Here is a 22,251-nt window from a genome sequence, read left to right as displayed (position 1 = left end):
ACGGATGGCGCAGGCGCCACGGGCAGCACAACCGATCGAACCGGTTCTGGTGGTGATCCCGACCTACAACGAGCGCGACAACCTCACCCCGATCCTGCGCAGGCTCCACGAAAGCCTGCCTGAGGTGCACGCGCTCGTCGTCGACGACGGCAGCCCCGACGGGACCGGTGAGCTCGCCGACAAGCTGGCCGCCGACGACAAGCGGATCCACGTCATGCACCGCACCGAAAAGGCGGGCCTCGGCGCCGCCTACATCGCCGGGTTCCGGTGGGGGCTGGACCGCGACTACGCCACGATCGTCGAAATGGACGCCGACGGCTCACACGCGCCGGAGGACCTGCCACGCGTCCTCGACGCCCTCGAAGACGCCGACCTGGTACTCGGCTCGCGTTACGTCCCCGGCGGCAGCGTCGTGAACTGGCCCAAACGCCGCGAGTACCTCTCGCGCGCCGCGAACCTGTACTCGCGCGCCGCACTCGGCGGCAAGATCACCGAGTACACCTCCGGTTTCCGCGCCTACCGCCGCGCGGTGCTGGAGAAGCTGCCGCTGGACGAGATCGCCTCGGCCGGCTACTGCTTCCAGATCGACCTGGCCTGGCGCACCCTGCGTTCCGGTTTCGAGATCGTCGAAGTGCCGATCACCTTCACCGAACGCGAGATCGGCGAGTCCAAGATGAGCGGCTCGATCATCCGCGAAGCCATGCTCCGCGTCGCCGTCTGGGGCGTGCAGCATCGCCTCACCCAGCTCCGCCGCCTCATCCGCCGGTAACCAAGAACAGTAGACACGGCGTGCGTGGCGATGCGGGTGGCGGAACCTGAGGCGGCGCAAGTTGCCAACATGTGGAAAAGAACGACGTAGCACAGCAACAGGCCCCGCGGCGGGAGGACGCGGGGCCTGTTCGTTTTCGTGGTGCGGCTACGCCGAGCGGCTGGTCCGGCGGCCCTTGAGTTCCGCGAGACGCTCGTTCAGCAGGTCTTCGAGCTCCGGGATCGAGCGCCGCTCCAGCAGCATGTCCCAGTGCGTGCGCGGCGGCTTGACCTTCTTCTGCTCGGGCTGCCCGCCGTTGACGATCTCGGACTCGCTGCCGTGCAGCCGGCACTCCCACACGGACGGGATCTCCGCGTCGTCGGAGAAGGGCACCTCGAACTCGTGGTTCTTCGGGCACGCGTACCGCACGGTGCGCCGGGGCGCGAGATCGTGGTTCCGGTCGGTTTCGTAGCTGACCGCTCCCAGCCGGCTTCCACGGAGTACACGGTCGGCCATGATGACGTCCTTTCAGTCGGCTCCGAGGGTTAAGAGCCAGGGTGGTGCTCACCCTATGCAACGACACTCACCGACCGCGAATTCCCAGCCTGTGATGCCGCCGCGCTCGGCGAGCGAGTCTCACCCCTCCAAAACAGCTTCCACCAGGAGGACACCGTACGCCCCGCTTAGTGACGCGGTTGGGCCCTCTTTCTGCGATTATCCCCCAGTCGGGCTATCGGGATGACGGCAAAAGCGGAAGGCGGGTGGGCTCGGGGAGCCGGGTTTGCCCCTCCTGCCGTGACCGGGATCAACCTCGCCGTGCGATCGACCGGGCCCACTAACACAGGGTGACGGAAAAGGCTTCGTGCGTGATGATCCGGAAAATTCTGGCGGCGCGAGCGCGGGCCTCCCTTGATCGGGTGATTTGAGAACGGTCGCCGGCGGGGCGTGTCGAGCCCAGGGGAGTGCCACCAGGTCCCGGCGTTTCCCGCGCCGACCGGCCGTTCCGCAGATGCCGGGCGTGTCGCTCACCACCGTGAACAGTGGTCTATGTGATTCTGTTGGGTTTGATGTGAAAGTTGTGACGATTGGTGCGCAATTTTACTGTGCTCGCATGGTGAAGCACCGATTCAGACGCGTGGGCATCCGGGTTCTCCTGATCGCGCTGGTCGCGGGAACCGTGCAGCTGCTCACCAGCACCGCCGCGTCCGCCGATCCCGCGGCGTCGACCTGGCTGAAACTGCGCATGTGCGAGTCGAGCAACCGCTACACGATCAACACCGGTACCGGGTACTACGGCGCCTACCAGTTCGACCTGCCCACCTGGCGCAGCGTCGGCGGCGCCGGCCGGCCGGACCAGGCCAGCGCCGCCGAACAGGACTACCGCGCGCTGTACCTGTACCGGATGCGCGGCTGGCAGCCATGGGAATGCGCCGGCATGCTCGGCCTGCTTGGCGACGGCGACGCCCGCAGTAAACGGATCCCCAGCTACGCCGAGGCCGCCTACATCGGCGGACGTCCGGCGCCCGCACCCACTCCGCCGCCGGTCGCGGCGAAACCACCGTGGCCCGGCCTCGTCTACGCCTACGGCGACTGCGCCCCGGCATTGCGGAGCTTCCAGCTGCGGATGAACGCCTTCGGCTACAGCTTCCAGGGCACCGGCTGCTACTACGGCAAAACCCAGCAGGCCGTGCTGGACCTGCAGCGCGCCAACGCGATCAACGACTCCGGCCGGCTCGGCCCCAAGACCTGGAAAGCCGCCTGGGACGGCAAACCCCCGCGCTGATCCGCGTCAACCCCGGCCATCCCACTGGCCACGTTCGCGCAGCACCTTGCGCAGCAGGTCGGGGCGGTCGCTGACGATCCCGTGCACACCCAGCTCCAACAGGTGGTGCATCTCGTCCTCGTCGTCGATGGTCCAGGTGTGCACCTCGACCCCGGCCCGGCCCGCGGTGCGCACGAACGAGCGGTCCACCACCAGCAGCCCACCCTGGCGGACCGGCACCTGCGCCATCGCGCCCCGGTGCAGGAAACCCAGGCGCAGCCACGGAACCCAGCCGTTGGCCCACAGGACAGCGACCGAACGCGGGCCCATCGACGTGAGGAGTTTCGGGCCCGCGAGCTTGCGGATCCGGGCCAGCCGCGTGTCCGAAAACGCCGCTGCCGCAACGCGTTCGTGCGCGCCGTGCCGCTCGATGAGCTTGACGAACGGAACCACGGCATCGTCGCTTTTCACGTCGACGTTGAGCCGGACCTCGGGCAGCTCCTCGAGCACGTCCTCGAGCCGGGCGACCGGCTCGCGCCCGCCCACCTTCGCGTTCTTGACCGCCGACCACGGCTGCGCCGCGATCGCCCCGTGCGAGTCCGTCGTGCGGTCGAGCGAGTCGTCATGATGCACGACAATGACCCCGTCCGAGGTGGCGTGCACATCGGTCTCGATGTACTGGAAACCCTCCGCCGCGGCGCGGCGGAACGACGACAGCGAGTTCTCCATCCCGTCGAGCTCGTCCAGGTGCCAGCCACGGTGGGCGAACGCCCGGGGGACGTCGCCGGCGAGGTACGGGTGTGTGCTGTCCACCCCACCCAGTGTGCGGCATCGGCGTGGCCGGCGCGTGAGCGAACAATGGCCGGTTAGGGTCGTGCGCGTGAGCAAGACGGTCGACCTGCTGGCGGGAATCCCGCGCAAAATCGCGCCCCAGCACTGTGGTTGGTGTGGACGCCGGCTGGAAAACGCCGCCGCCAAAGGACGGCGGCGGCGCTATTGCGGGCAGTCATGCCGGCAACGAGCGTACGAGCGGCGGGCCGCCGTGCAACGCAGCGGCTTGCCGGAGGACGCGGTCGTGTTGTCCGACACGGAACTCGCGGCGTTACAGGACCGGTTGTTCCAGCTGCGCTGCGCCGCGGAGGACGTCGTGACCGCCGCCGACGACGGTGCGGCGGCCGACGAGCTGCGGCGGATGGCGTTCGAGCTCGCCGAGTCCGCACGCGAGCTCGAACGCCTGCGCTGAGGCCCCTCTTCCAGCCTCCTGGTTCAAGCGCCGATAATGTACATTATGTTAAGTAAGGGCGGCCTGAACGACGGTGACGTCCTGCTCGCCGGTTCCCCCGCTGGCCGCGATACCTCCGATGGTCCGGCCGTCGGCGACGATCGGCAGCCCGCCCTTGCTGAGCATGAACCGCCCCTGGGTGGCGACCTGGATCGCCGTGGTGAACTGGACACGGTCCGCGAACCGCTCGGCGACGTCGCTCGTCGGCATGCCGAACGACGCTGCCGTGTACGCCTTCCCGATCGCGATCTCGGTGACCACGAACGGCGCGCCGTCCATCCGCGTCAGGCTGACCAGATGCCCCCCGGCATCGACGATCGCGACCGTCATCGCGACACCGATCTCGCGGGCCTTGTCGCACGCGGCGGCGGACAGTTTCTGCGCGTGCTCAAGAGTAAGTTGTGACATGACGCCTTCCTGTTCGTGTTTCTGGTCAGAAGATGCCCTTGGCGAGCCCGCCGTCGATCACCAGCGTGACGCCGGTGATGTAGGCGGCGCAGGCCGAGGCGAGAAAAGCGGCGGCCGCGCCGATCTCCTCGGGACGGCCGAAGCGCCCCAGCGGGATCTCCTCCTCCAGGCCGGCCGGCGGCCCGTCAGGAAAGATGTCGTCGAACCGCTGTGTGAGGATCCGGCCGGGCGCCAGGTTGTTCACGGTGATGCCTTCCGGCGCGAGTTCCGTCGACAGCGTTTTCAGGTAGCCCGCGATGCCGGGCCTGATCGCGTTCGACAACCCCATGCCGGCGGTTGGTTCCTTCACCCCGCCCGTGGTGACGGCGAGGATGCGCCCGGCGGTACTGGCCCGAAGGTGCGGCAGCGCCCGCTCCACCAGGTCGACCAGCGGAACGACGAGCGAGTCGAACGTCGCCCGGGCTTGCTCGGCTGCCATACCCGCCGCCGGTCCCCCAGCCGGTCCCCCGGTGTTCCACACCAGGATGTCCAGACCACCGAACCGTTCGACGGTGGATTCGATCAGCCGCGCACGATCCTCGCGTCGGCTCAGGTCCCCCGTGAACGGATGGCCGCCGATCCGCTCGGCCTCCGTGCGCAGCAGTTCGGCCCGCCGGCCGACCATCACGACCTCAGCCCCCTCGGCGGACAGTGCCCGCGCGATGGCGAGGCCGAGGCCGGAGGTGGCGCCGCCGACGACGGCCACCTTGCCTTTCAGTTCGAGATCCATGTTTTCCTGTGCTCCTCAGGCGGAATGGGCGCCGGTCATCAGTGCGGCGAGGTCCTCGGGCTCGAGGAAGGACGGCGGTGGCGGCGGGCCCCAGCTGTAGAGCCCCTTGAGGCCTTCCCACACGCCGGGCCGCCACAGCTGCTCGTCCACGACGCAGTCGAGGTCGGAGTAGTACTCGCTGAAATTGCCCGCCGGGTCTTTCAGGTACCAGAAGAAGTTCGAGCCGATGTGATGGCGGCCCAGGCCCCAGACATGCCGGCCGGGGTCGGCTTCGAGCATGGCCGTCGCGCCGCGCCCGACCTCGTCGACGTCGTCGACCTGCCACGATGTGTGATGCAGGAACGACACCGGGGCCTGCTGGACCAGCACGTTGTGGTGGTCGGTGGAGCAGCGCATGAACGCGGCCAGGCCACGCACCGAGTCGCTGGTCTTGAAGCCCAGCCCCTCGGCGAAGAACTTCTCGCTCGCCTCCTGGTCGGTCGAGCCGATCACGACGTGGCCCAGTTTCCGCGGCTTGACCGGCCCTTCCCGCAGCGTGGCGTCGGCGCGTTCGTTCGCCCTGTCCACTCGCCCGGGCCCGTTGGCCAGTGCGGGCGCAGCTGACGTCTGTTTGATCGGCTCGGCGATTTCGACGACGATTTCGACGCCGGTGCCCGGCTCCCGGGTGCGCAGGGACGACGCCTCCCGGTCGAACGACGCGTCGAGGCGGGACAAACCGGCGGCGATCCGGTCGAGGTCATCGGGGTCGCTCACGCCGACCCCCAGCCGTAGCAGCCGGCGGGTCGGGGCGTGGGCGATGCGGAGCTGTTCGCCACCCTCGACCGTGCTGAACGCCTGTGTCGTCGCCGGGCCTGACTGCGGGGTGAGGCCGAAGTCGGTGTAGTAGGCGGCCGTTTCCGCCACGTTGGGGACGCCGATCGTGATCGAGGTCAGCCGGTGCAGGGGCATCCGTATCTCCTTCGGTGGTGGCTGTCATCCAGAATCCGATGAATCTGGCGATTTTTCAAGTTTTTATCGATATTTAGTAGGCAGACGTGTCTCTCCCATAGACGCAGGTACTCGGCGTCAGGAAGTGGCGGAGTACTGATCGGCCACCGAGAGCAGCACGTCGGTGGTGTGCTGGATGTGCCGGTGCATCAGCTCGACCGCGGTGTCAGGATCGCGGTCCAGCACAGCAGCCAGCAGTTCGCGGTGTTCCTGGGGAAGGTCACGGTCGTAGTCGTGGCCGATCGGCACCGACCACACCCGGTAGAGCGCCGCCGATTCCCGCAGGCCCTCCGCCAGCTCGGTCAGCAACACGTTGCCGCACCCGGCCAGCAGAGCCGCGTGGAACTTCTCGTGCGACGCCAGCCACTCCTCGTTCGGCTCCCCCGTCTCGGTGTACATCGGGGTGCGCTCCAGCTGGTGATGCGCCGCCACCACGGCCGATTCCCACGCCACATCACCACGTTCGACACTCAGCCGCAGGACGAGACCTTCGAGCTGCTTGCGCGCGTCGGTCAACCGGGTCAGATCCTCGACACTCAGCGGCGCCACGCGGAAACCCTGCTGGGGTAACGCGACGACGAGCCGCTGCTGGGACAACCGGGCCAATGCTTCACGCACGACCGACTGGCTCACCGAGAACCGGGCGGCCAGTTCGACCAGCCGCAGCCGGGAACCCGGGGCCAGGCGCCCGGCGAGGACGTCCGCGCGCAGCGCGTCGTAGACGCGGGCGGTGAGGGTTGGCGCAGAAGAAGTTCCCACAGCGGTATCCACATCTCAACTCAGGGCCGGTCGGTGTTCATGGTCTCACGGCTGGTCACGCCGAAGATCGCGGTCACTCGGCCCCTGCCGGACGCCACCGGCGTAACGCTCGAACTGGGTCAGTGCGGCCGGGTCGTCGACGGCGTCGCGGCTCGCCGCCACGGCCGGTGGCACGCCCTGGATGATCCGTTTGACGGGGATCTCGAGTTTCTTGCCGGTTCGGGTGTGCGGTAACGAGGTGAGCGCGATGATGTCGTCGGGCACATGGCGAGGTGAGGCCTGCGATGCGATCGCCGAGCGCAGGCGGGCGTCCAGCTCGGTGTCGAGCACGACGCCCGGCGCGAGCACGACGAACAGGGCCAGCCAGTAGCGTCCGCCGTCGAGTTCGGCGCCGATGACCAGCGCCTCGGCTATCTCGGGAAAGGCCTCCACGACCTGGTAGATCTCGGCGCTGCCGAGGCGGACCCCGTGCCGGTTGAGCGTGGAGTCCGAACGTCCGGTCACGATGACACTGCCGCGCGGGGTGACGGTCACCCAGTCACCGTGGCGCCACACCCCGGGATAGCGCGAAAAGTAGGCCTCGCGGTATTTGCGGCCGTCCGGGTCGTTCCAGAAGGCCACCGGCATGCTCGGCATCGGCCGCGTCACCACAAGTTCGCCGACTTCGCCGACCTGCGGGTGCCCGTCGTCGTCCCAGGACTCCAGTGCGACACCGAGGTTCACCGCGGAGATCTCCCCCGGCCACACCGGAGTGTTCGGCGTGGAGCCGGCGAATCCGCTGACCACGTCGGTGCCGCCGGTGCCGGAGGCGAGCTGCACGCGCGGGCCGAGATGGTCACGCACCCAGAAGTAGGACTGCGGTGGCAGTGGCGAGCCGGTCGAGCCGAGGGTGGTGAGCGCCCCGAGATCGAGATCGCCGACCTCCACGCCGGCTTTCTCGGCGGCGAGCAGGTAACCGGGGCTGACACCGAGCATCCGGGCGCGGGTCTCGGCGGCCAGCTCGAACATCCGGCGTGGCGTGGGGTGCACCGGGCTGCCGTCGTAGACGACGATCGTGGCCCCGGTCAGCAGGCCGGACACCACGAGGTTCCACATCATCCAGTTGGTCGTGGTGTACCAGGTGAACCGGTCACCGCCGGACAGGCCGAAATGCAGGCCGAGGAGTTTGCAGTGTTCGAGCACCACACCGCCGTGTCCGTGCACGATTCCCTTCGGCTGCCCGGTCGTTCCCGAGGAGAACAGCACCCACAGTGGCGTGTCGAAGGCGACGCGGTCGAACTGGAGTGGCGCCGGGTCGGCGATGGTGTCCTGCCACGGCGTCCACAGCTCGTCATCCCGGATGGCCAGGCCGAGGTGGGGCACGTGGACGCACTCGCGCAGTGTCGGCAGTGACCGCCGCAGCTCTTCGGCCGCGTCGCGGCGGTCACGGGTGGTGCCGTTCCAGTGGTAGCCGTCGGCGGCGATGAGGACAGTTGGTTCCAGCTGCCCCAGGCGCGCGGCAGCGGCGGCCGGTGAGTAGTCCTGCCCGCACACCGACCAGACGGCACCGATCGATGCCGCCGCCAGCAGGCCGATCACCGCATGGGGGCCGTTGGGCAGGTACCCGACGACCCGGTCGCCGTTGATGACGCCACGACGTCGCAGCCACGACGCGAGCGATGCGACCTGCGCGCGCAGCTGTCCCCAGGTGTAGGTGACCGACGTGCCGGGCTCGACGACGCCGATCATGGCCACGGCGTCGTCGGCGCCGTGGCGCAGGGCATGCTCGGCGTAGTTCAGATACGCGTTCGGGAACCAGTGGATTCCGGGCATGGTCGAGCCCGACAGGACCGGTTGCCGCTCACCGTCGGCAGCAATGTCGAAGAAGTCCCAGATGCTTTGCCAGAATTCGTCACGGCTGTCGACCGACCATTGCTGCAACTCGGCGTAGGACGATATCGGCGCACGGTGCTTCTTCGCGATGAATTCGCAGAACTTCCCGAGCTGGGAACTGCGGGCTTCCGCGTCATCGGGCAGCCATATCGGTGGATTCCCGTGGGCCGTGTCAGCCGGCATCTGCTGCCACCAAAGGGTTGCGCAGCTCGCCGATCTGGTCGATCCAGCTGACCAGGACATCGCCCGGTTTCAGAAACATCGGTGGTTTCCTGGCCATTCCGACGCCGGATGGGGTGCCGGTGAAAATGAGATCACCCGGCAACAGTGGGCACACCGCGGACAGTCGTGCGATCAATTCCGGCACACCGAAAATCAGTTCGCCGGTGCGGCCGAGCTGGAGTGTCTCCCCGTTTTCGATCCGGCAGCCGAGTTCGAGATCATCGGGATCGGTCAGTTCGTCGGGGGTGACGAGCACCGGCCCGGTCGGCCCGAAGCCCGGATAGGACTTGCCCAGCGAGAACTGGGGCGCCGGGCCGGCCAGCTGCACGGCGCGCTCGGACAGGTCCTGGCCGACGGTCACACCCGCCACGTGCTCCCAGGCCTTTTCCTCGCTGACCCGCTCGCCGCGCCGCCCGATGGCCACGACGAGTTCGACCTCCCAGTCGACCGACTCGCTGGGGAGGCGGACGGACTCGGCCGGGCCCGCAAGGCACGTCGGGAACTTGGTGAACACGGCCGGGCTGTCCGGCTGCGCCAGGCCGGACTCCCCCACGTGCTCGGCGTAGTTCAGGCCGATGGCGAAGACCTGGCGGGGACGCGGAACGGGCGGGCCGAGCTCGAGATCACCGGGCAGCGCCGGGGGCGTATCGGACTCCCCCAGGTAGGTGTGCGCCCAATCGGTGAACTCCTCCCACACGTCGAACACGGCTTGCGGGTCGGGCTGGAAACGACCGCCGCTTGCCGATGCGACGTCGACGAACCCGGTGGGGCCTTGCAACCCCAGGCGACCCTGCACAGTTGCCACACGCACGATCGAGCACCTCCAGAAATATCGATACTCGAGCACAATATCGCCGTTTGGGTCTCGGGGAAAGTGCATGTGATCCAGGCCCGGGTGAGGGCGTGGCGAGGGTTGTCACCGGTGTGGGCCACGCGGGGGGCTTCGGCGGCGAACTGGGCGAGTGTGCTTGGTGTGACGTAGCCACATCTTCTGGGCGTAGTCGCGCAACGCAGGATGGTTTGACCCTTCGGTTGCTCGCGGCGCCCCATCGGGGCAGGACCCGGCGGCCTGACCTGCGGGGGAGTTCCCCCAGCTGGCCCGCCCTGAGGGGCAGGGGCTGCGCCAGGTGGACCCGGCCGGCACGGTCCTGTTCCACGCCCCCGCCGACGGTGAGCGGTTCAAGCCGGAAATCGATCGCGGCCGCCCCCGGCAGCTGCACTTCGCCGACGGCTCCACCGTCGAAGCGGACCTCGTGGTCGGTGCCGACAGGCGATCGTCACCCACCACCTCGACCGCAGCGCGATCACTCGTTCACCCGGGACGTGCCACGGAGAACGGTGGCGCCCAGGTCTTCGCTGGTGGTGACCGCCGGAGTCAGGCCTGCGCGCGCGAAGATGCCGGTGGCCGCCGGTGCTTGGTGTTCGCTCGTTTCGACGAAAAGGTGACCGCCGGGTGCGAGCCAGGCGGGTGCCGCGGCAGCCACCCGGCGCAGCACGTCGAGTCCGTCGTCACCGCCGTGGAGTGCGGTCCGGGGTTCGTAGAGCCTCGCTTCCGGTGGCATGGTCGCGATCGCGTCGGCGGGGACGTACGGGACGTTCGCCAGCAGCAGCGTGACGCGGCCCCGCAGCTCCCGGGGCAGCGCTGAGAACAGGTCGCCCTCGAAGACGCGCCCCGGCACGTTGCGGCGCGCGCACCGGACCGCCGCCGGGTCGATATCGGCCGCGTAGAGTTCCGCGCCCGGCACCGCAGCGGCCACCGCCGCGCCGATCGCGCCGGTGCCACAGCACAGATCGACCACGACGGGCGCCGGGCCGGCGACCTGGATTGCTTGGGCCACAAGGAATTCCGTGCGGCGCCGGGGGACGAAGACGCCCGGTTCGACCGCGATGCGCAGGCCGTGGAACTCCGCCCACCCCAGGACGTATTCGAGGGGTTCACCGCCGGCGCGGCGTGCGACCAGCGCGTCCAACCCGGCTTCGTTCCCCGCGGCGGCGACGAGCAGCGCGGCCTCCTCCTCGGCGAACACACACCCGGCGGCTCGCAGTAACGCCGCGATCTCCTCCACCCCGGCACGATACCCATCAACGGGCCCGCCGCGTCGTCAGTCCTGGTGCTCACTGGTTTCGGCGGCGGGAGTGTCGTCGAGGAGGATCGTCAGCAGGTCGTCGCGCAGGGCGGTGGGTGGTTCCGCCGCTGCGGCCAGAGCGCGGCGGCGCACCCGTGACAGCAGCGCGGTGAGCTGCTTGTGGCGGGCGGCCGACTCCGAGAGCTGGGTACGGACCGCCTCGAGTTGGCCACCGACACCAGCCAGCTCGGCGTGGGCTTCGCCGAGTCGTGTCCGCAGTTCCGTGTCGCGGGTGTGGTGCTCGGCGATGAGGTTCTGAGTGCGAACCTCGGACTGGCGCAGCTGCCCCTGGATGTTCTCCAGCTCGCCGGTGAGTTCGGTTTTCTGGGTGGTCAGGATGCGTTCCAGGGTTTTGGCCTGGTGCTGGAATTCCTGCAGTGCGGCCTGCGCGGCGTCGCGTTCGGCCGTGCGCGCGGACAGCTCCTCGGCACGGCTCGACAGCTGACCGGCCAGGTCGTCAGCGCGGGCACGCTGAGCCGCGGCGTCCGCAGCGGACTTCTCGGCTTGCTCGCCGATCGCGGCCGCGGCGGCTTCGGCCCGAGCCTGGTCCAGCTGCGCCACCGAACGAGCGTGGACGGCCTCTTGTGCCGCCGTCTCCGCCACGGCCTGGGCTTGTTCAGCCTCCTCGACTTTCACCGCGGCGTCGCGGACCGCTTCCTGCGCTTCGGTCGCCGTCGCCAGGGCGGCGTCCCGCTGCCGCTCGGCGTCGCGGACGGCCAGCTCCGCGGTTTCCGCGCGGGTCACCGCGGCCGTGACTTCCTGCTGCAGCCGCGCGGTGATGGCGTCGAGCGCGTTGCTCAGTGCCCGCAGCGGTTCGCTCACCGCGGCGGCGGCGCTACCGAAGGCCTCCCCCGCCTCGCGTAGCGCCGCGGTCGGCACCGCGTCCTCGCCCAGCGCCTCGCGCAGAGCCTGCTCCGCCGCGGTGAGCTGCTTGCAGCTTTTGCCGCCCGGCCACGTCCGGTCCGGACAGAACTCGTACGGCCGCCCTCCGCGCGGCCCTGGCGGGGGTAACGGCTCCCGGCATCGGCGAAACCCGCATCGAGCCACGTCGGACGCACCGTCGGTCTTGGACAACTCCTGCTCAACCACAGTGTCAGCTTAGCTAATCAGTTATATATCTCTTAACTTGGGTTGTGGTAACTCTTACTTGAACATAACTCAGCTACAGAAGATTCATTTTGTAGCCGAGTTCATTTTGGCACGGTTAGTGATCGAGTCGTTGCGCAAAGTGATGGAATGTTGTGCGGGTCGCCGAAGCATCCGGAAATTCCGGGCGCAAATGATCGACTACGCTCACGAGCGGGAGCCGATCACCCGCTCGCGGTGCATGTTCCGGGCGATGAGTTTGCCCGCCTCCCAGCACAGCAACAGCCCGGCGGCCGGCGCGAGGGCCAGCAGGAACTGCGTCAGGTTGAGCTGAGTCGTCCCGAGGAGCCGGTTGAAGACGTCCATCTGGGTGACCAGCACGGCCAGCACACCCTCGACGAGCAGTGCCCGGTTCATCTGCTTGCTGTCGAATGTGGTGGTCGTGAGCACGGTTTCCGTGCCGCTGCGGCATTCGAGCGCGGCGACGATCAGGCAGACCGCGAACGCCGTGAAGGCGATGGACCGGCTGACATCGAGGCTGCCGAAGGCCCCTTCGCCGAAGCTGATCAGCAGGAGCAGCGAAACGGCGATGTACAACCCGACGAGCCCGATCGTCGTGACCAGGCCGGGTGTCAGCACGGACTCGCCACGCGGGCGCGGGCGCCGCCGCATCAGCCCCGGCGTCTCCCGGTCGAAGCCGAGGGCGAACCCGAATGCGGCGTTGACGAAGAAGTGGATCCAGAGCACCTGGGCCGGGCTGAACGGTTCACCCGCGGCGATGTTGAGCAGGCTGGCACCCAGGAACGTCAGGACGAAGACGACCAGGAGGATCAGCACGAAGCGGATGTACTTCGTCAGGTTGTCGTAGATCTTTCGGCCCTGCTCGACCGCGAAGACGATCGTCGCGAAGTTGTCGTCGGACAGGATCATCCGCCCGGCGTTCTTGGCCACCTCGGTGCCACTGCCCATCGCGATGCCGATGTCGGCCGCCTTGATCGCCGGCGCGTCGTTGACGCCGTCACCGGTCATCGCGACGACGTCCCCGTTCTTCTTCAGCGTGTCGGCGAGCAGCACCTTGTGCTCGGGGGCCACCCGGCCCAGGACGCCGATCTCGTCGATCCGCGCGAGCCGGACGTTCTCCGGCAGCGCCGCGAACTCGGCGCCGGAGACCGCCGAACCGGGAATCCCGAGCTGTGCGGCGATTGCCGCGCCCGTGGTGATGTCGTCGCCCGTGACCATCCGGACCCGGATGTTGGCGGCCTGGGCGTTCGCGACCGCGGCCTTCGACTCGTCGCGCGGGGGATCGACCATGCCGACGAGGCTGGTCACCCGCAGGTCGGTGACGTAGCCGAGCAGGTCACCGTCGGGGTCGAAGTCCGCCGCGTCGAGATCGCGGACCGCGGCCGCCATGACCCGCAGGCCCTCGTGTTCCATCCGCTCCATCTGCGCGACCGCGCGGTTCTGGGCTTCGGTGTCCCAGGGGATCTGCCCCTCGTCGGACAGGGCGGCGGACGCCCGGCTCATCACTGCCGGCGCGGCGCCCTTCACGAAGCACCGGACGACCCGCCGCCCGTGCCCGTCGGTGCCGGCGTTGAACGTGGCCATCAGCTTGTAGGTCGGGTCGAACGGGAGCGTGGCCAGCCGCGGCAGCTTTTCCCGTGTCGCGTCGATGTCGAGGCCCGCCTTGTGGCCGAGGACGACGAGGGCTCCTTCGGTCGGGTCGCCGACGACCTTGCCGTCGGTCAACTGCGCGTCGCTCGCCACGACGAAGGGGAGGATCGCGGTCTCGACGGACGGCGAGGTGCCCACGTCGTGGTGGATCTTGCCGTCCAGGCCGTAGCCGGTGCCCGAGACGGTGTAGCGGTTACCCGCCGTCACGATCTCGACCGCCGTCATCTGGTTCATCGTGAGCGTGCCGGTCTTGTCGGAGTTGATCGCCGACGTGAACGCGAGCGTCTCGACGGACGGGAGTTCCTTGACGATGGCGTTGCGCTTGGCGAGGTCGATCCCGCCGAGGGACAGGATCGTCTGTGTCACCGTGGGCAGAGCTTCCGGAATGGCCGCGATCGCCAGCGCGACCGCGCTGATGAACAACACGTCCCACGCGTCACCGCGGCTGCGCCCCAGCACGAACATCACGATCATGGTGAGGCCGGCCGCGGCCGCGATCCACAGCGTCAGCTGGTCGAGTTCCTTGGTCAGCGGCGACTTCTCCCGCGCCGTGGCGGTGAGCATGGCCGAGATCTTGCCGACTTCGGTGTCCGCGCCGGTCCCGGTGACGATCATGACGCCGGTCCCGTGGGTCACCGGGGTGTTCATGAAGGCCATGTTCGTCTGGTCGCCCGGACTCGCCTGCGCGCCATCGAGGGTGCGCGCTTCCTTCGCCACCGGAACGCTCTCGCCGGTCAGTGCCGATTCGTCGATCTGCAGGGAGTTCGCGTCGACGATCCGCCCGTCGGCCGGGACCTGATCGCCCGCGGACAGAAGAACGACATCGCCGACGACGAGGTCCTCGGCGGCCAGCTCCAGCACGGCGCCGTCGCGGCGCACCCTGGCCGTCGCCTTCACCAGCGACCTCAGCGCGTTCATCGCACTCTCGGCCTTGCCCTCCTGGCGAAGTCCCACGACCGCGTTGAGCACCGTGAGCACCAGCAGCAGCAAAGCCGTGCCCCACTCGGCGATCACCGCGGAGACCACGACCGCCGCGAGAAGGATGATCTGCATGTAGGAGCGGTACTGCTCCAGGAACCGCCGCCAGCCCGGTTTCCCGCGCTCTTCGGGCAGGGCGTTGGGTCCGTTGGCGCGCAGGCGTTCCGCCGCGGTCGCCGATTTCAGCCCGTCGGCGGGGTCGACGGCCAGTGTGGTGGCGACGTCATGGGCGGAGCGCGCGTACCACTCGTTGCTCACCGGGACGCCGACGTGCGACGCCTGCGTTGTCTCGGCCATCACGATCGCACCTTCCGGCGGTCCTTCGCGTGCCCGTCATGGGCGGCCAGGTACGGGTCCGGAAGCGCTCCCTTGGGTGCCTCGGCCTCGAGATCACGCCGCACATCGGCCAGTTCCGCCCGCTTCGCCTCGGTCACGGCAGGGAACTGCGGATCCAGTTCGATCAGGGTGTGCGCCAGCACCGCCCCGACGCAGATGCGGGCGAACCACTTGTGGTCGGCCGGGACGACATACCACGGAGCCCAGTGGGTACTGGTCGCGGACAGCATTTCGGAGAAGGCCGACTGGTAGTCCTTCCACCGCCCGCGCTCACGGACATCGGCGGCGGAGAACTTCCAGTTGCGCTCGGGGACGTCGATCCGCTTGAGGAAGCGGATCCGCTGTTCTTCCTTGGAGAGATTGAGGAAGATCTTGACGACCGCGAACCCGTTGTCGGTGAGATACCGCTCCCAGTCGTTGATCTCGCGGTAGCGCCGCTTCCAGATGTCCTTCCCCCTGGCCGATCCGGGCAGCTTCTGCCGGTCAAGGTGTTCCGGGTGCACGCGCACCACGAGCACCTCCTCGTAGTGCGAACGGTTGAAGATCCCGATGTCGCCGCGTGCCGGCAACCGGCACGCGTAGCGCCACAGGTAGTCGTGGTCCAGTTCCTCCGCCGACGGGACCTTGAACCCGGTGACGTGCACTCCTTGCGGGTTGACCCCGCTCATCACGTGCCGGATGGTGCCGTCCTTGCCGCCCGCGTCCAGGGCCTGCAGGCACATCAGCACCCCGTAGGTGTCCTGAGCGGCCAGGCGCATCTGGTAGTCCGCCAGCAGCTTGATACCGGTGCGGAGCAGGTTCACGCCGTCCTTCTTGCGGAGGAAGTCGGCCCGGTAGCCGGGGTCGAAGTCGTGCGCCAGGTCCACCCGGGTACCCGGCGGCACGCGCAACGGCTCGATGAACTTGGCGATTCGCTTCGCTCGTTTGCCGCTCATCGGTGACCAACTCCCCTCTTGCGGCGCTGGCCTGACAGTGCGCTCCCCACTGGTCGCGGACCTCGTCCGAAAAGGGTGAGTAACCGAGGGTGCGAACGGTGATCTCACTGGCGCGGGCGAGCCTCGCAGACCAGCACCGCAGGTCAGGCGAAGGCTTGCGTGGGCGTCGTCAGGGACGAACTGCGGTCATCCGGGTTTTGATCGTCACCGGTGGGCGTCGACGCCCAGGTGGTTGCGTTCCCCGTCGTGGTCGAGGATGCACAGGATTTCCGCGGGCTCCCGGTCGGCGCGCAGCGTGTGGGGGGTCATGGTGGAGAAGCCGGCGGCCTGGCCGGCTTCGACCCGGATCACGCGGGTGCCCAGGTAGAGGATGACGGTTCCGGAGAGCACGGTGAACCAGTCCCGGCCGGGGTGGACGCCGAAGTCGTCCGGGGTCGTGGTGCCGGCCTGTTCGGTGATGCGCATTTTCGCGACGGTCATTCCGCCGGGGCCGTTGTCGCGGCTGAGGAGCCAGGTGGTCAGTCCGCGGCGCTCGTCCTGCTCGGGCCGGATCACGACGTCGGCGTCGTTGGCGGATTCCACCAGTTGATCCAGTGAGGTGTTCAGGGCGCCGGCGAGCGCGGTCAGCTGGTCCAGTGCGATGCGGCGGTGACCGGTCTCGAGGCGGCTGAGCTGCGACGGGCTGATGCCGGCACGCTCGGCGAGGTTGTCCAGCGACCAGCCGCGGGCCTTGCGCAGGCTGCGGATACGCAGGCGGACGATGGCGTCGATGGCTGCTTCTTGCCGCATAGGCAAGAGTGTATGACGCGCTGACAAGGCGTCGTTAGCGTGGAAGCCATGAACACACACGCGAGCGCCGCCGATATCGCCATGGCAGAGCTGCTGGAGCTGGATGCCGAGGTCCTGCAGTCCCATCTCACGAATCTGATGGGCCGGCTCGCCACGTTCACCGATGGCTCCACCGAGCGGATCCTCGACGCGGGCAGCGGTCCCGGCACCGGCACTCTCGCGCTGGCAGACCACTTCCCGCGAGCCACGGTCACGGCCGTCGACACCTCGGCGCCCATGCTGCACCGCCTGGTCAAACGGGCTCTCGCGCACGGTGTCGCGGACCGGATCCGCACGCTGGAGGTTGACCTGGACGGGCCGTGGCCGCGCGGCGAGCCTTTCGACCTGGTGTGGGCCGCGGCGTTCCTGCACCACCTCAAAGACCCCGACCGCGCGTTGCGGCACGCGTTCTACAGCCTGCGGCCGAGGGGGTTGCTCGCGGTCACGGAGATGGACTTCTTCCCCCGCTTCCTGCCTGAGGACGCCGGCATCGGGCGGCCGGGACTGGAGGCCCGCCTGCACGCCGCCACGAATACCGTCCCCCCACCCGACTGGACCGGCCACCTGCTGCGCGCCGGATTCGCCCTGGAAGCACGCCGGCCCGTGACCATCGACCTGCCGCCCCCACCGGCACCGGCGGTCCACCGCTACGCACAGGCCTGCCTGACCAGGTTGTACCAGCACGCCGCAACCGAGCCCGAAGATCTGGCCGCCCTCGACACCCTTCTTCGCGGCGACGGACCGCTGAACATCGCCAACCGCGACGACCTGACCGTGCGCACCACACGCACGACGTGGGTGGCGCGCCGCCCGTAACGGCCCCTTATCCGACGACCAGCGAAGCGGATGGATGCCCCCATGACCGACCTGCACGGATTCGCCGACGAGGGATTCGGCTCCGTCGCCGACGCCTTCCGCGCCCACTTCGACCACGGGCTCGAAACCGGTGCCGCCGTGGCCGTGTACCACCATGGCCGCCTTGTCATCGACCTGCACGCCGGCCTCGCCGACGCCACCACCGGCGCGCCGTGGACCCGTGACACCCTCGCCGTGATGTTCTCGGCGACCAAAGGGCTCATGGCGTTGTGCGGCTACCTCGCCCAGCAGGACGGGCTGCTCGACTTCGACACGCCCGTCACCACACTGTGGCCCGAATACGGGGCCCACGGCAAAGAAGCCACCACGATCCGCGACGTGTTCTGCCACCGGGCCGGCGTCGTCGCCCTCGACACCGAGCTCACCCTCGCCGACCTGACCCGCTGGACCCCGGTGATCACGGCGATCGAGAACACCCGGCCCCAGTTCACCCCGGGCACCACCTTCGCCTACCACCCGCTGACGTACGGCTGGCTCACCGGCGAAATCCTGCGCCGCGCCACCGGCAAGCTTCCCGGCGCACTGCTCGAGCACTACCTGGCGGCGCCCCTGGCCGCACAGGCATGGATCGGGGTACCCGACCACGTCCAGCCCCGCGTCGCCCGCATCACCCCCGCGCCCGCGGACACCTCGTCGCAGGCGGCCGAGCTGATGCGGAAGGTGCTCGCCATGCCCACGTTCATCCGGGCGGTCACCCTCGGCGGGCTCCTGCCGGCGCGCCTCATCGACCCGGGCAGCACGCTGGACTTCAACTCACCCGCACTGCACGCCGCCCAGATCCCCGCCGCGAACGGCATCACCGCCGCCGGCGACCTCGCCCGCATCTACAGTGCGGCCGTCACCCCTACCGACGGCCGCACTCCCTTGCTCACCAAGGAAAGCATCACCGACGCGTGCACCGTTCGCTCCCACGGCACCAGCTGGCCCGGCGTCGTGGCGCAACCCGGTATCCGGTACTCCACCGGGTTTCTCCTCAACGGCTTCCCCGCCCGGCCCCTGTTGTCGGACACCTCATTCGGCCACGACGGCGCCAATGGCGGGCTCGCCTTCGCCGACAGCGACGCACACCTCGGCTTCGCCTACCTCAACAACCAGTTGCCCCCGATGGACGACGAACGGGCCAACCGGCTCACGCGAGCGCTGCGCCACGCACTCGACCGGTTGTGAGACACGCGCCCGGACGCCATGCGGCACCGCGCTACAGTGCGCGCGTGATCAAGGTGGCACCGTGAGAGAACCGGCGGGGCATGCCCTGACACCGGCGAGTACCGAGCTGGAGGCAGCAGGACAGCTGTGGCCGGGGGTGGCCGACCCGGCTGCGCTGCTGCAGGCAATCGAACAATGGCTGCTGGGCTACGGCAATGTGCAGACCCGCCGCACGTATGCCGAGGGGCTGGGGCTGCCGGTATCCGCCTCCGATATCGCGGACTGGGGGCAGGTCGAGGACGCCGGGGAACGCTGGGTGCACGCGGTCCTTCGCTACGCCGAGGCGGTCGGGATAGCGAAAGACCGTCCGGCTGCCGGGGCCGCTCCCCCGCCCGCGGCCCGGGGCCGGTTGCGCCACCTGCACTGGTTCCGGTGGTGCGCCACCCGCGGCCTCGATCCGACCGTGGTCACCTCCACCGAGATCAAACGCTGGCTCGCGGACCTCACCACCGGTGGGGCGGCGGCGGCCACCCGCGACCGGATGCTGGCGACCGTGAAGGTGCTCTACGCCTATCTGGCCGACATCGAGCTGGTCGCCGCGAACCCCGCGGCCCTCGACCGGCGCCGGCTCGGACTCGCCACCGCGGCGAGCAGCACCTCGGCCACCGTCACCTTGACCGCCACCCAGGTCCGGGCGCTGCATGCCGCGGCCGGGGCGCCGCGGCGCGGGGCCAGCCCGCTCGACACCGCACGGGCCGTCGCGATCGTCGCCCTGTTCACGCTCGGGTTGCGGGTCAGTGAGCTGTGCGGGCTCAACGAACCCGACCTGCACGTGACGCGCGGTCGTCGCGCGCTGCGGGTTTTCGGCAAGGGCGGGAAGACCCGCGTGGTCTACCTGAGCGCCCCGGCTGCCGAGGCACTCGCCGGATACCGGGCCGCGCTGCAGGCCACCGCTCGTCCGGTGACCACCGTGGTGCAGCCACACCTGGCGGGCGGTGGCACCACGGAACGGCCGCTGCTGGTGACCCGCACCGGGCGGCGTTTCCAGCGCCAGGCGATCTGGCAGTTACTGCGCCGGTGCGCCGCGGCGGCCGGCCCGGAACTGGCCGATGTGGCCGCCGCGATGCACCCGCATGCGCTGCGGCATTTCTACGTCACCGCCGCCGTGGAAGCGGGCGCGCAGCTCGCGCACGTCCAGGCGGACGTCGGGCACGCCAGCGTCGACACCACGCAGCGGGTGTATGACCACGCCGCACGTGACCCTGCCCGCAGCGCGGTCGACCTGGTCGCCGAGACCTGGCACTCGCCTCAGGACCGGGACGCCGCGGCGACGAGCACCCCGCGGAGTTCGATCAACCAGGTTCCGCACAGGCAGCGGCAGTAGCGCACCGGCCCGTCCGCGCTCCGGTGTAGCGAATCGGCGAGCAGTTCGGCCAGCGGGCAACCACAACGGGGACAACGACTTTCGCTCATGTCCCCCAGCGTGCTGTAATGAGTTTGTGCATTTCAACCCTTACGGCGGGACGGGGGCGCTCGCCGCGGCTGAGCTGGTGAATCTCGGGGCGGCGCCCGCGGCGAGGATGACGAGTGCGCTGCGCGGCGCCGGCATGGCGCTCGGCCGCCTCACCGCCGCCGAGGCCACCGAACTCGGCGCATGGGCACACCGGCTGCGCGCGGTGTTCGCGGAGTCCGATGTGGACATTCGCGTAGACCTGATCAACCGGCTGCTGGCCGAATCCGCCTGCAGCCCGTACGTGTCGCGCCATGACGGCAAACCGCCGCACCTGCACTACGCGAGCGAGCACGCCGGCCCGGCGCAGCGCGTACGCGCCCACACCGCGGGCGGGCTGGCGCATCTGGTGTGCGAGGACCCGGGCCGCCTCGGCGTGTGTGCGCGGGAGGGCTGCGGGATCGTGTTCGTCGACACCTCCCGTAACGGACGGCGCCGGTTCTGTTCCACGCAGTGCGCGACCAGGGTGCATGTCGCGGACCATCGTGATCGACAACGCTTACCCACAGGTGCCCGCCGACAGTGAATGTCCGTCTGGGTCTGGACTTTGTCGGGTTTCTCAGCAATCGTGGCTCGCATAGTGATGTCGGTCACTGGAGGCCAGGATGGTTCTCGGACGCAACGAAGCGAACAAGGTCATCGACAGCCAGGCCACCGAACGGCGAACCCAGGTGCGCCGCGCCGCGGTCGCCAGCGCGATCGGGACGACCATCGAGTGGTATGACTTCTTCCTCTACAACACGGCCGCGGCGCTGATCTTCCCGCAGCTGTTCTTTCCCGCGTCCAGCAGTTATGCGGGCGCGATGCAGTCCTTCGCCACCTACGCGGTCGGGTTCGCCGCACGCCCCGTCGGCGCGGCGATCTTCGGCTACTGGGGTGACCGGATCGGCCGCAAGGTCACGCTCATTGTCACGTTGCTGATGATGGGGCTGGCCTCGGCGCTGGTCGGGGTGCTGCCTGGAGCGAGCGCGATCGGGATTGCCGCGCCGGTGATTCTCGTTGTCCTGCGGCTGGTTCAGGGCATCGCGATCGGTGGCGAGTGGAGTGGCTCGGTGCTGCTGGCGATGGAATGGGGTGATCAGCGCAAGCGTGGGCTGCTGGGCAGTTTCGCGCAGATCGGGGTGCCGGTCGGGCTGGTGCTGGGCACCGGTGGCATGACGCTGCTGTCGGCGCTGCTGTCCGACCAGGCGTTCACTTCGTGGGGCTGGCGTATCCCGTTCCTGCTCAGCTTCGTGCTCGTCGGTGTCGGCCTGGTGATCCGGCTGCGCATCCTGGAGACCCCGATGTTCGCCTCGGCTGTGGCGAAACAGCAGATCTCGCGCAGTCCGGTCACCGACGCGATCAAACATCACTGGCGCGAGATCCTGCTCTCGGCGGGGCTGCGGTTCAGCGAGCAGATGCCGTTCTATCTGTTCACCAGCTATGTCCTGATCTATGTGGTGGCCGAGCACCACTATTCGAAGACGTTCGTGCTCAATGCCGTGCTGGTGGCGGCCGCGCTGGAGTTGTTCACGATCCCGTTCTTCTCACAGCTGTCCGACCGGGTCGGCCGCAAACGGGTCTACCTGGCCGGTGCGGTGTTCACCGGTGTGCTGGCGTTCCCGTACTTCGCGGTGCTGAAGGACGGCGGGATGGTCGCGATCTTCCTCATCGTGATCGTGTCCATGATCGCGCACGCGATGCAGTACGGGCCGCAGGCGGCGTTCATCGGCGAGAGTTTCCCGACGCATCTGCGCTACGGCGGCGCGGGCCTGGGTTACCAGCTGGCGTCGGTGTTCGCCGGTGGCCCCGCACCGCTGCTGGCGACCTGGCTGCTGCACGTGACCGGAACGCCGTTCTCCATCTCGGCGTACATCGTGTTCTCGGTCGTCGTCACGGTGCTATGCGCCGTGTTCATCACCGACCGGTCGCGAGCGGACATCAGCGACCACGCCAGCTACGCCCGCTGAA

Annotated in this window: 21 protein-coding genes; 8 read left to right on the top strand and 13 right to left on the bottom strand. The window is 68.9% G+C overall.

Annotated elements, in window-relative coordinates:
- The first annotated feature begins 4 nt into the window (after positions 1–4).
- Complete coding sequence (locus GKO32_RS21155) at positions 5–769, top strand: polyprenol monophosphomannose synthase (protein WP_154758612.1); 765 nt, start codon at positions 5–7, stop codon at positions 767–769.
- Positions 770–916: 147 nt separating this feature from the next.
- Here GKO32_RS21155 and GKO32_RS21150 read toward each other — a convergent pair whose 3' ends face one another.
- Positions 917–1,264, bottom strand: a complete 348-nt coding sequence (locus GKO32_RS21150; protein ID WP_139098457.1) for an RNA polymerase-binding protein RbpA — start codon at positions 1,262–1,264, stop codon at positions 917–919.
- Positions 1,265–1,859: 595 nt separating this feature from the next.
- Between GKO32_RS21150 and GKO32_RS21145 the strand changes: the two genes are divergently transcribed.
- Positions 1,860–2,531, top strand: coding sequence for a transglycosylase family protein (locus GKO32_RS21145; RefSeq protein WP_154758611.1), 672 nt, complete (start codon positions 1,860–1,862; stop codon positions 2,529–2,531).
- Positions 2,532–2,537: 6 nt separating this feature from the next.
- Here the strand turns inward: GKO32_RS21145 and GKO32_RS21140 are convergent, their stop codons facing one another.
- Positions 2,538–3,323, bottom strand: coding sequence for a glycerophosphodiester phosphodiesterase family protein (locus tag GKO32_RS21140; protein WP_312868275.1), 786 nt, complete (start codon positions 3,321–3,323; stop codon positions 2,538–2,540).
- A 67-nt stretch (positions 3,324–3,390) separates the two neighbouring features.
- Between GKO32_RS21140 and GKO32_RS21135 the strand changes: the two genes are divergently transcribed.
- Entirely contained in the window at positions 3,391–3,753 is a 363-nt protein-coding gene (locus tag GKO32_RS21135) for a hypothetical protein (protein WP_312868273.1), read from the top strand.
- A 48-nt stretch (positions 3,754–3,801) separates the two neighbouring features.
- Here the strand turns inward: GKO32_RS21135 and GKO32_RS21130 are convergent, their stop codons facing one another.
- From GKO32_RS21130 to GKO32_RS21080, 11 genes are all read right to left on the bottom strand, one after another.
- Positions 3,802–4,200, bottom strand: a complete 399-nt coding sequence (locus GKO32_RS21130; protein WP_154758610.1) for a GlcG/HbpS family heme-binding protein — start codon at positions 4,198–4,200, stop codon at positions 3,802–3,804.
- A gap of 25 nt (positions 4,201–4,225) precedes the next feature.
- Entirely contained in the window at positions 4,226–4,969 is a 744-nt protein-coding gene (locus tag GKO32_RS21125; RefSeq protein ID WP_154758609.1) for an SDR family oxidoreductase, read from the bottom strand.
- A 15-nt stretch (positions 4,970–4,984) separates the two neighbouring features.
- Positions 4,985–5,917: a VOC family protein gene (locus GKO32_RS21120; RefSeq protein WP_154758608.1), complete on the bottom strand. Its 933-nt coding sequence runs from the start codon at positions 5,915–5,917 to the stop codon at positions 4,985–4,987.
- A 117-nt stretch (positions 5,918–6,034) separates the two neighbouring features.
- Positions 6,035–6,715 (bottom strand): GntR family transcriptional regulator, encoded by a 681-nt coding sequence (locus GKO32_RS40205; protein WP_312868272.1) that lies wholly within the window; start codon positions 6,713–6,715, stop codon positions 6,035–6,037.
- Positions 6,716–6,760: 45 nt separating this feature from the next.
- On the bottom strand, positions 6,761–8,770 hold the full coding sequence (locus tag GKO32_RS21110) for an acetoacetate--CoA ligase (RefSeq protein WP_154758607.1): 2,010 nt from the start codon (positions 8,768–8,770) through the stop codon (positions 6,761–6,763).
- Complete coding sequence (locus tag GKO32_RS21105) at positions 8,760–9,620, bottom strand: fumarylacetoacetate hydrolase family protein (RefSeq protein WP_312868271.1); 861 nt, start codon at positions 9,618–9,620, stop codon at positions 8,760–8,762. The genes GKO32_RS21110 and GKO32_RS21105 overlap by 11 nt, the downstream gene beginning before the upstream one ends.
- A gap of 493 nt (positions 9,621–10,113) precedes the next feature.
- Positions 10,114–10,875, bottom strand: a complete 762-nt coding sequence (locus GKO32_RS21100) for a putative protein N(5)-glutamine methyltransferase (protein WP_312868270.1) — start codon at positions 10,873–10,875, stop codon at positions 10,114–10,116.
- A 36-nt stretch (positions 10,876–10,911) separates the two neighbouring features.
- Positions 10,912–12,024, bottom strand: a complete 1,113-nt coding sequence (locus GKO32_RS21095) for a coiled-coil domain-containing protein (protein ID WP_312868268.1) — start codon at positions 12,022–12,024, stop codon at positions 10,912–10,914.
- Positions 12,025–12,228: 204 nt separating this feature from the next.
- On the bottom strand, positions 12,229–14,967 hold the full coding sequence (locus GKO32_RS21090) for a cation-translocating P-type ATPase (RefSeq protein ID WP_154758605.1): 2,739 nt from the start codon (positions 14,965–14,967) through the stop codon (positions 12,229–12,231).
- Positions 14,967–15,941: a polyphosphate kinase 2 family protein gene (locus GKO32_RS21085; protein ID WP_154758604.1), complete on the bottom strand. Its 975-nt coding sequence runs from the start codon at positions 15,939–15,941 to the stop codon at positions 14,967–14,969. Before GKO32_RS21085 ends, GKO32_RS21090 begins: the two co-directional genes overlap by 1 nt.
- Positions 15,942–16,145: 204 nt before the next feature.
- Positions 16,146–16,730: a helix-turn-helix domain-containing protein gene (locus tag GKO32_RS21080; RefSeq protein WP_154758603.1), complete on the bottom strand. Its 585-nt coding sequence runs from the start codon at positions 16,728–16,730 to the stop codon at positions 16,146–16,148.
- A gap of 48 nt (positions 16,731–16,778) precedes the next feature.
- Here GKO32_RS21080 and GKO32_RS21075 point away from each other — a divergent pair, with 48 nt between their 5' ends.
- The 5 genes from GKO32_RS21075 (at position 16,779) to GKO32_RS21055 (ending at position 22,250) form a co-directional block, all read left to right on the top strand.
- Positions 16,779–17,585 (top strand): class I SAM-dependent methyltransferase, encoded by an 807-nt coding sequence (locus GKO32_RS21075; RefSeq protein WP_208024479.1) that lies wholly within the window; start codon positions 16,779–16,781, stop codon positions 17,583–17,585.
- A 42-nt stretch (positions 17,586–17,627) separates the two neighbouring features.
- Positions 17,628–18,812 carry a serine hydrolase domain-containing protein gene (locus GKO32_RS39205; RefSeq protein WP_246244225.1) on the top strand — a complete coding sequence of 395 codons (1,185 nt, stop codon included), beginning with the start codon at positions 17,628–17,630 and terminating at the stop codon, positions 18,810–18,812.
- A 61-nt stretch (positions 18,813–18,873) separates the two neighbouring features.
- Positions 18,874–20,175, top strand: a complete 1,302-nt coding sequence (locus GKO32_RS21065; RefSeq protein WP_312868267.1) for a tyrosine-type recombinase/integrase — start codon at positions 18,874–18,876, stop codon at positions 20,173–20,175.
- A 115-nt stretch (positions 20,176–20,290) separates the two neighbouring features.
- Positions 20,291–20,827 carry a CGNR zinc finger domain-containing protein gene (locus tag GKO32_RS21060; protein WP_312868265.1) on the top strand — a complete coding sequence of 179 codons (537 nt, stop codon included), beginning with the start codon at positions 20,291–20,293 and terminating at the stop codon, positions 20,825–20,827.
- Between the two features lie 79 nt (positions 20,828–20,906).
- Positions 20,907–22,250: an MFS transporter gene (locus GKO32_RS21055; protein ID WP_154758600.1), complete on the top strand. Its 1,344-nt coding sequence runs from the start codon at positions 20,907–20,909 to the stop codon at positions 22,248–22,250.
- Position 22,251: the final 1 nt, after the last annotated feature.

Source organism: Amycolatopsis pithecellobii, from assembly GCF_009707865.1.
Taxonomy (GTDB): domain Bacteria; phylum Actinomycetota; class Actinomycetes; order Mycobacteriales; family Pseudonocardiaceae; genus Amycolatopsis_E; species Amycolatopsis_E pithecellobii.
The sequence above is the reverse complement of the archived record's forward strand: the minus strand, read 5'-3'. Positions and strand labels throughout refer to the sequence as shown.

Excerpts from the sequence above, each read along its gene's own strand:
- GKO32_RS21155 (WP_154758612.1), top strand. The coding sequence starts at position 5 with ATGGCGCAGGCGCCACGGGCAGCACAACCGATCGAACCGGTTCTGGTG.
- GKO32_RS21150 (WP_139098457.1), bottom strand. The coding sequence starts at position 1,264 with ATGGCCGACCGTGTACTCCGTGGAAGCCGGCTGGGAGCGGTCAGCTAC.
- GKO32_RS21145 (WP_154758611.1), top strand. The coding sequence starts at position 1,860 with ATGGTGAAGCACCGATTCAGACGCGTGGGCATCCGGGTTCTCCTGATC.
- GKO32_RS21130 (WP_154758610.1), bottom strand. The coding sequence starts at position 4,200 with ATGTCACAACTTACTCTTGAGCACGCGCAGAAACTGTCCGCCGCCGCG.
- GKO32_RS21125 (WP_154758609.1), bottom strand. The coding sequence starts at position 4,969 with ATGGATCTCGAACTGAAAGGCAAGGTGGCCGTCGTCGGCGGCGCCACC.
- GKO32_RS21120 (WP_154758608.1), bottom strand. The coding sequence starts at position 5,917 with ATGCCCCTGCACCGGCTGACCTCGATCACGATCGGCGTCCCCAACGTG.
- GKO32_RS21110 (WP_154758607.1), bottom strand. The coding sequence starts at position 8,770 with ATGCCGGCTGACACGGCCCACGGGAATCCACCGATATGGCTGCCCGAT.
- GKO32_RS21090 (WP_154758605.1), bottom strand. The coding sequence starts at position 14,967 with ATGGCCGAGACAACGCAGGCGTCGCACGTCGGCGTCCCGGTGAGCAAC.
- GKO32_RS21085 (WP_154758604.1), bottom strand. The coding sequence starts at position 15,941 with ATGAGCGGCAAACGAGCGAAGCGAATCGCCAAGTTCATCGAGCCGTTG.
- GKO32_RS21080 (WP_154758603.1), bottom strand. The coding sequence starts at position 16,730 with ATGCGGCAAGAAGCAGCCATCGACGCCATCGTCCGCCTGCGTATCCGC.
- GKO32_RS21075 (WP_208024479.1), top strand. The coding sequence starts at position 16,779 with ATGAACACACACGCGAGCGCCGCCGATATCGCCATGGCAGAGCTGCTG.
- GKO32_RS39205 (WP_246244225.1), top strand. The coding sequence starts at position 17,628 with ATGACCGACCTGCACGGATTCGCCGACGAGGGATTCGGCTCCGTCGCC.
- GKO32_RS21055 (WP_154758600.1), top strand. The coding sequence starts at position 20,907 with ATGGTTCTCGGACGCAACGAAGCGAACAAGGTCATCGACAGCCAGGCC.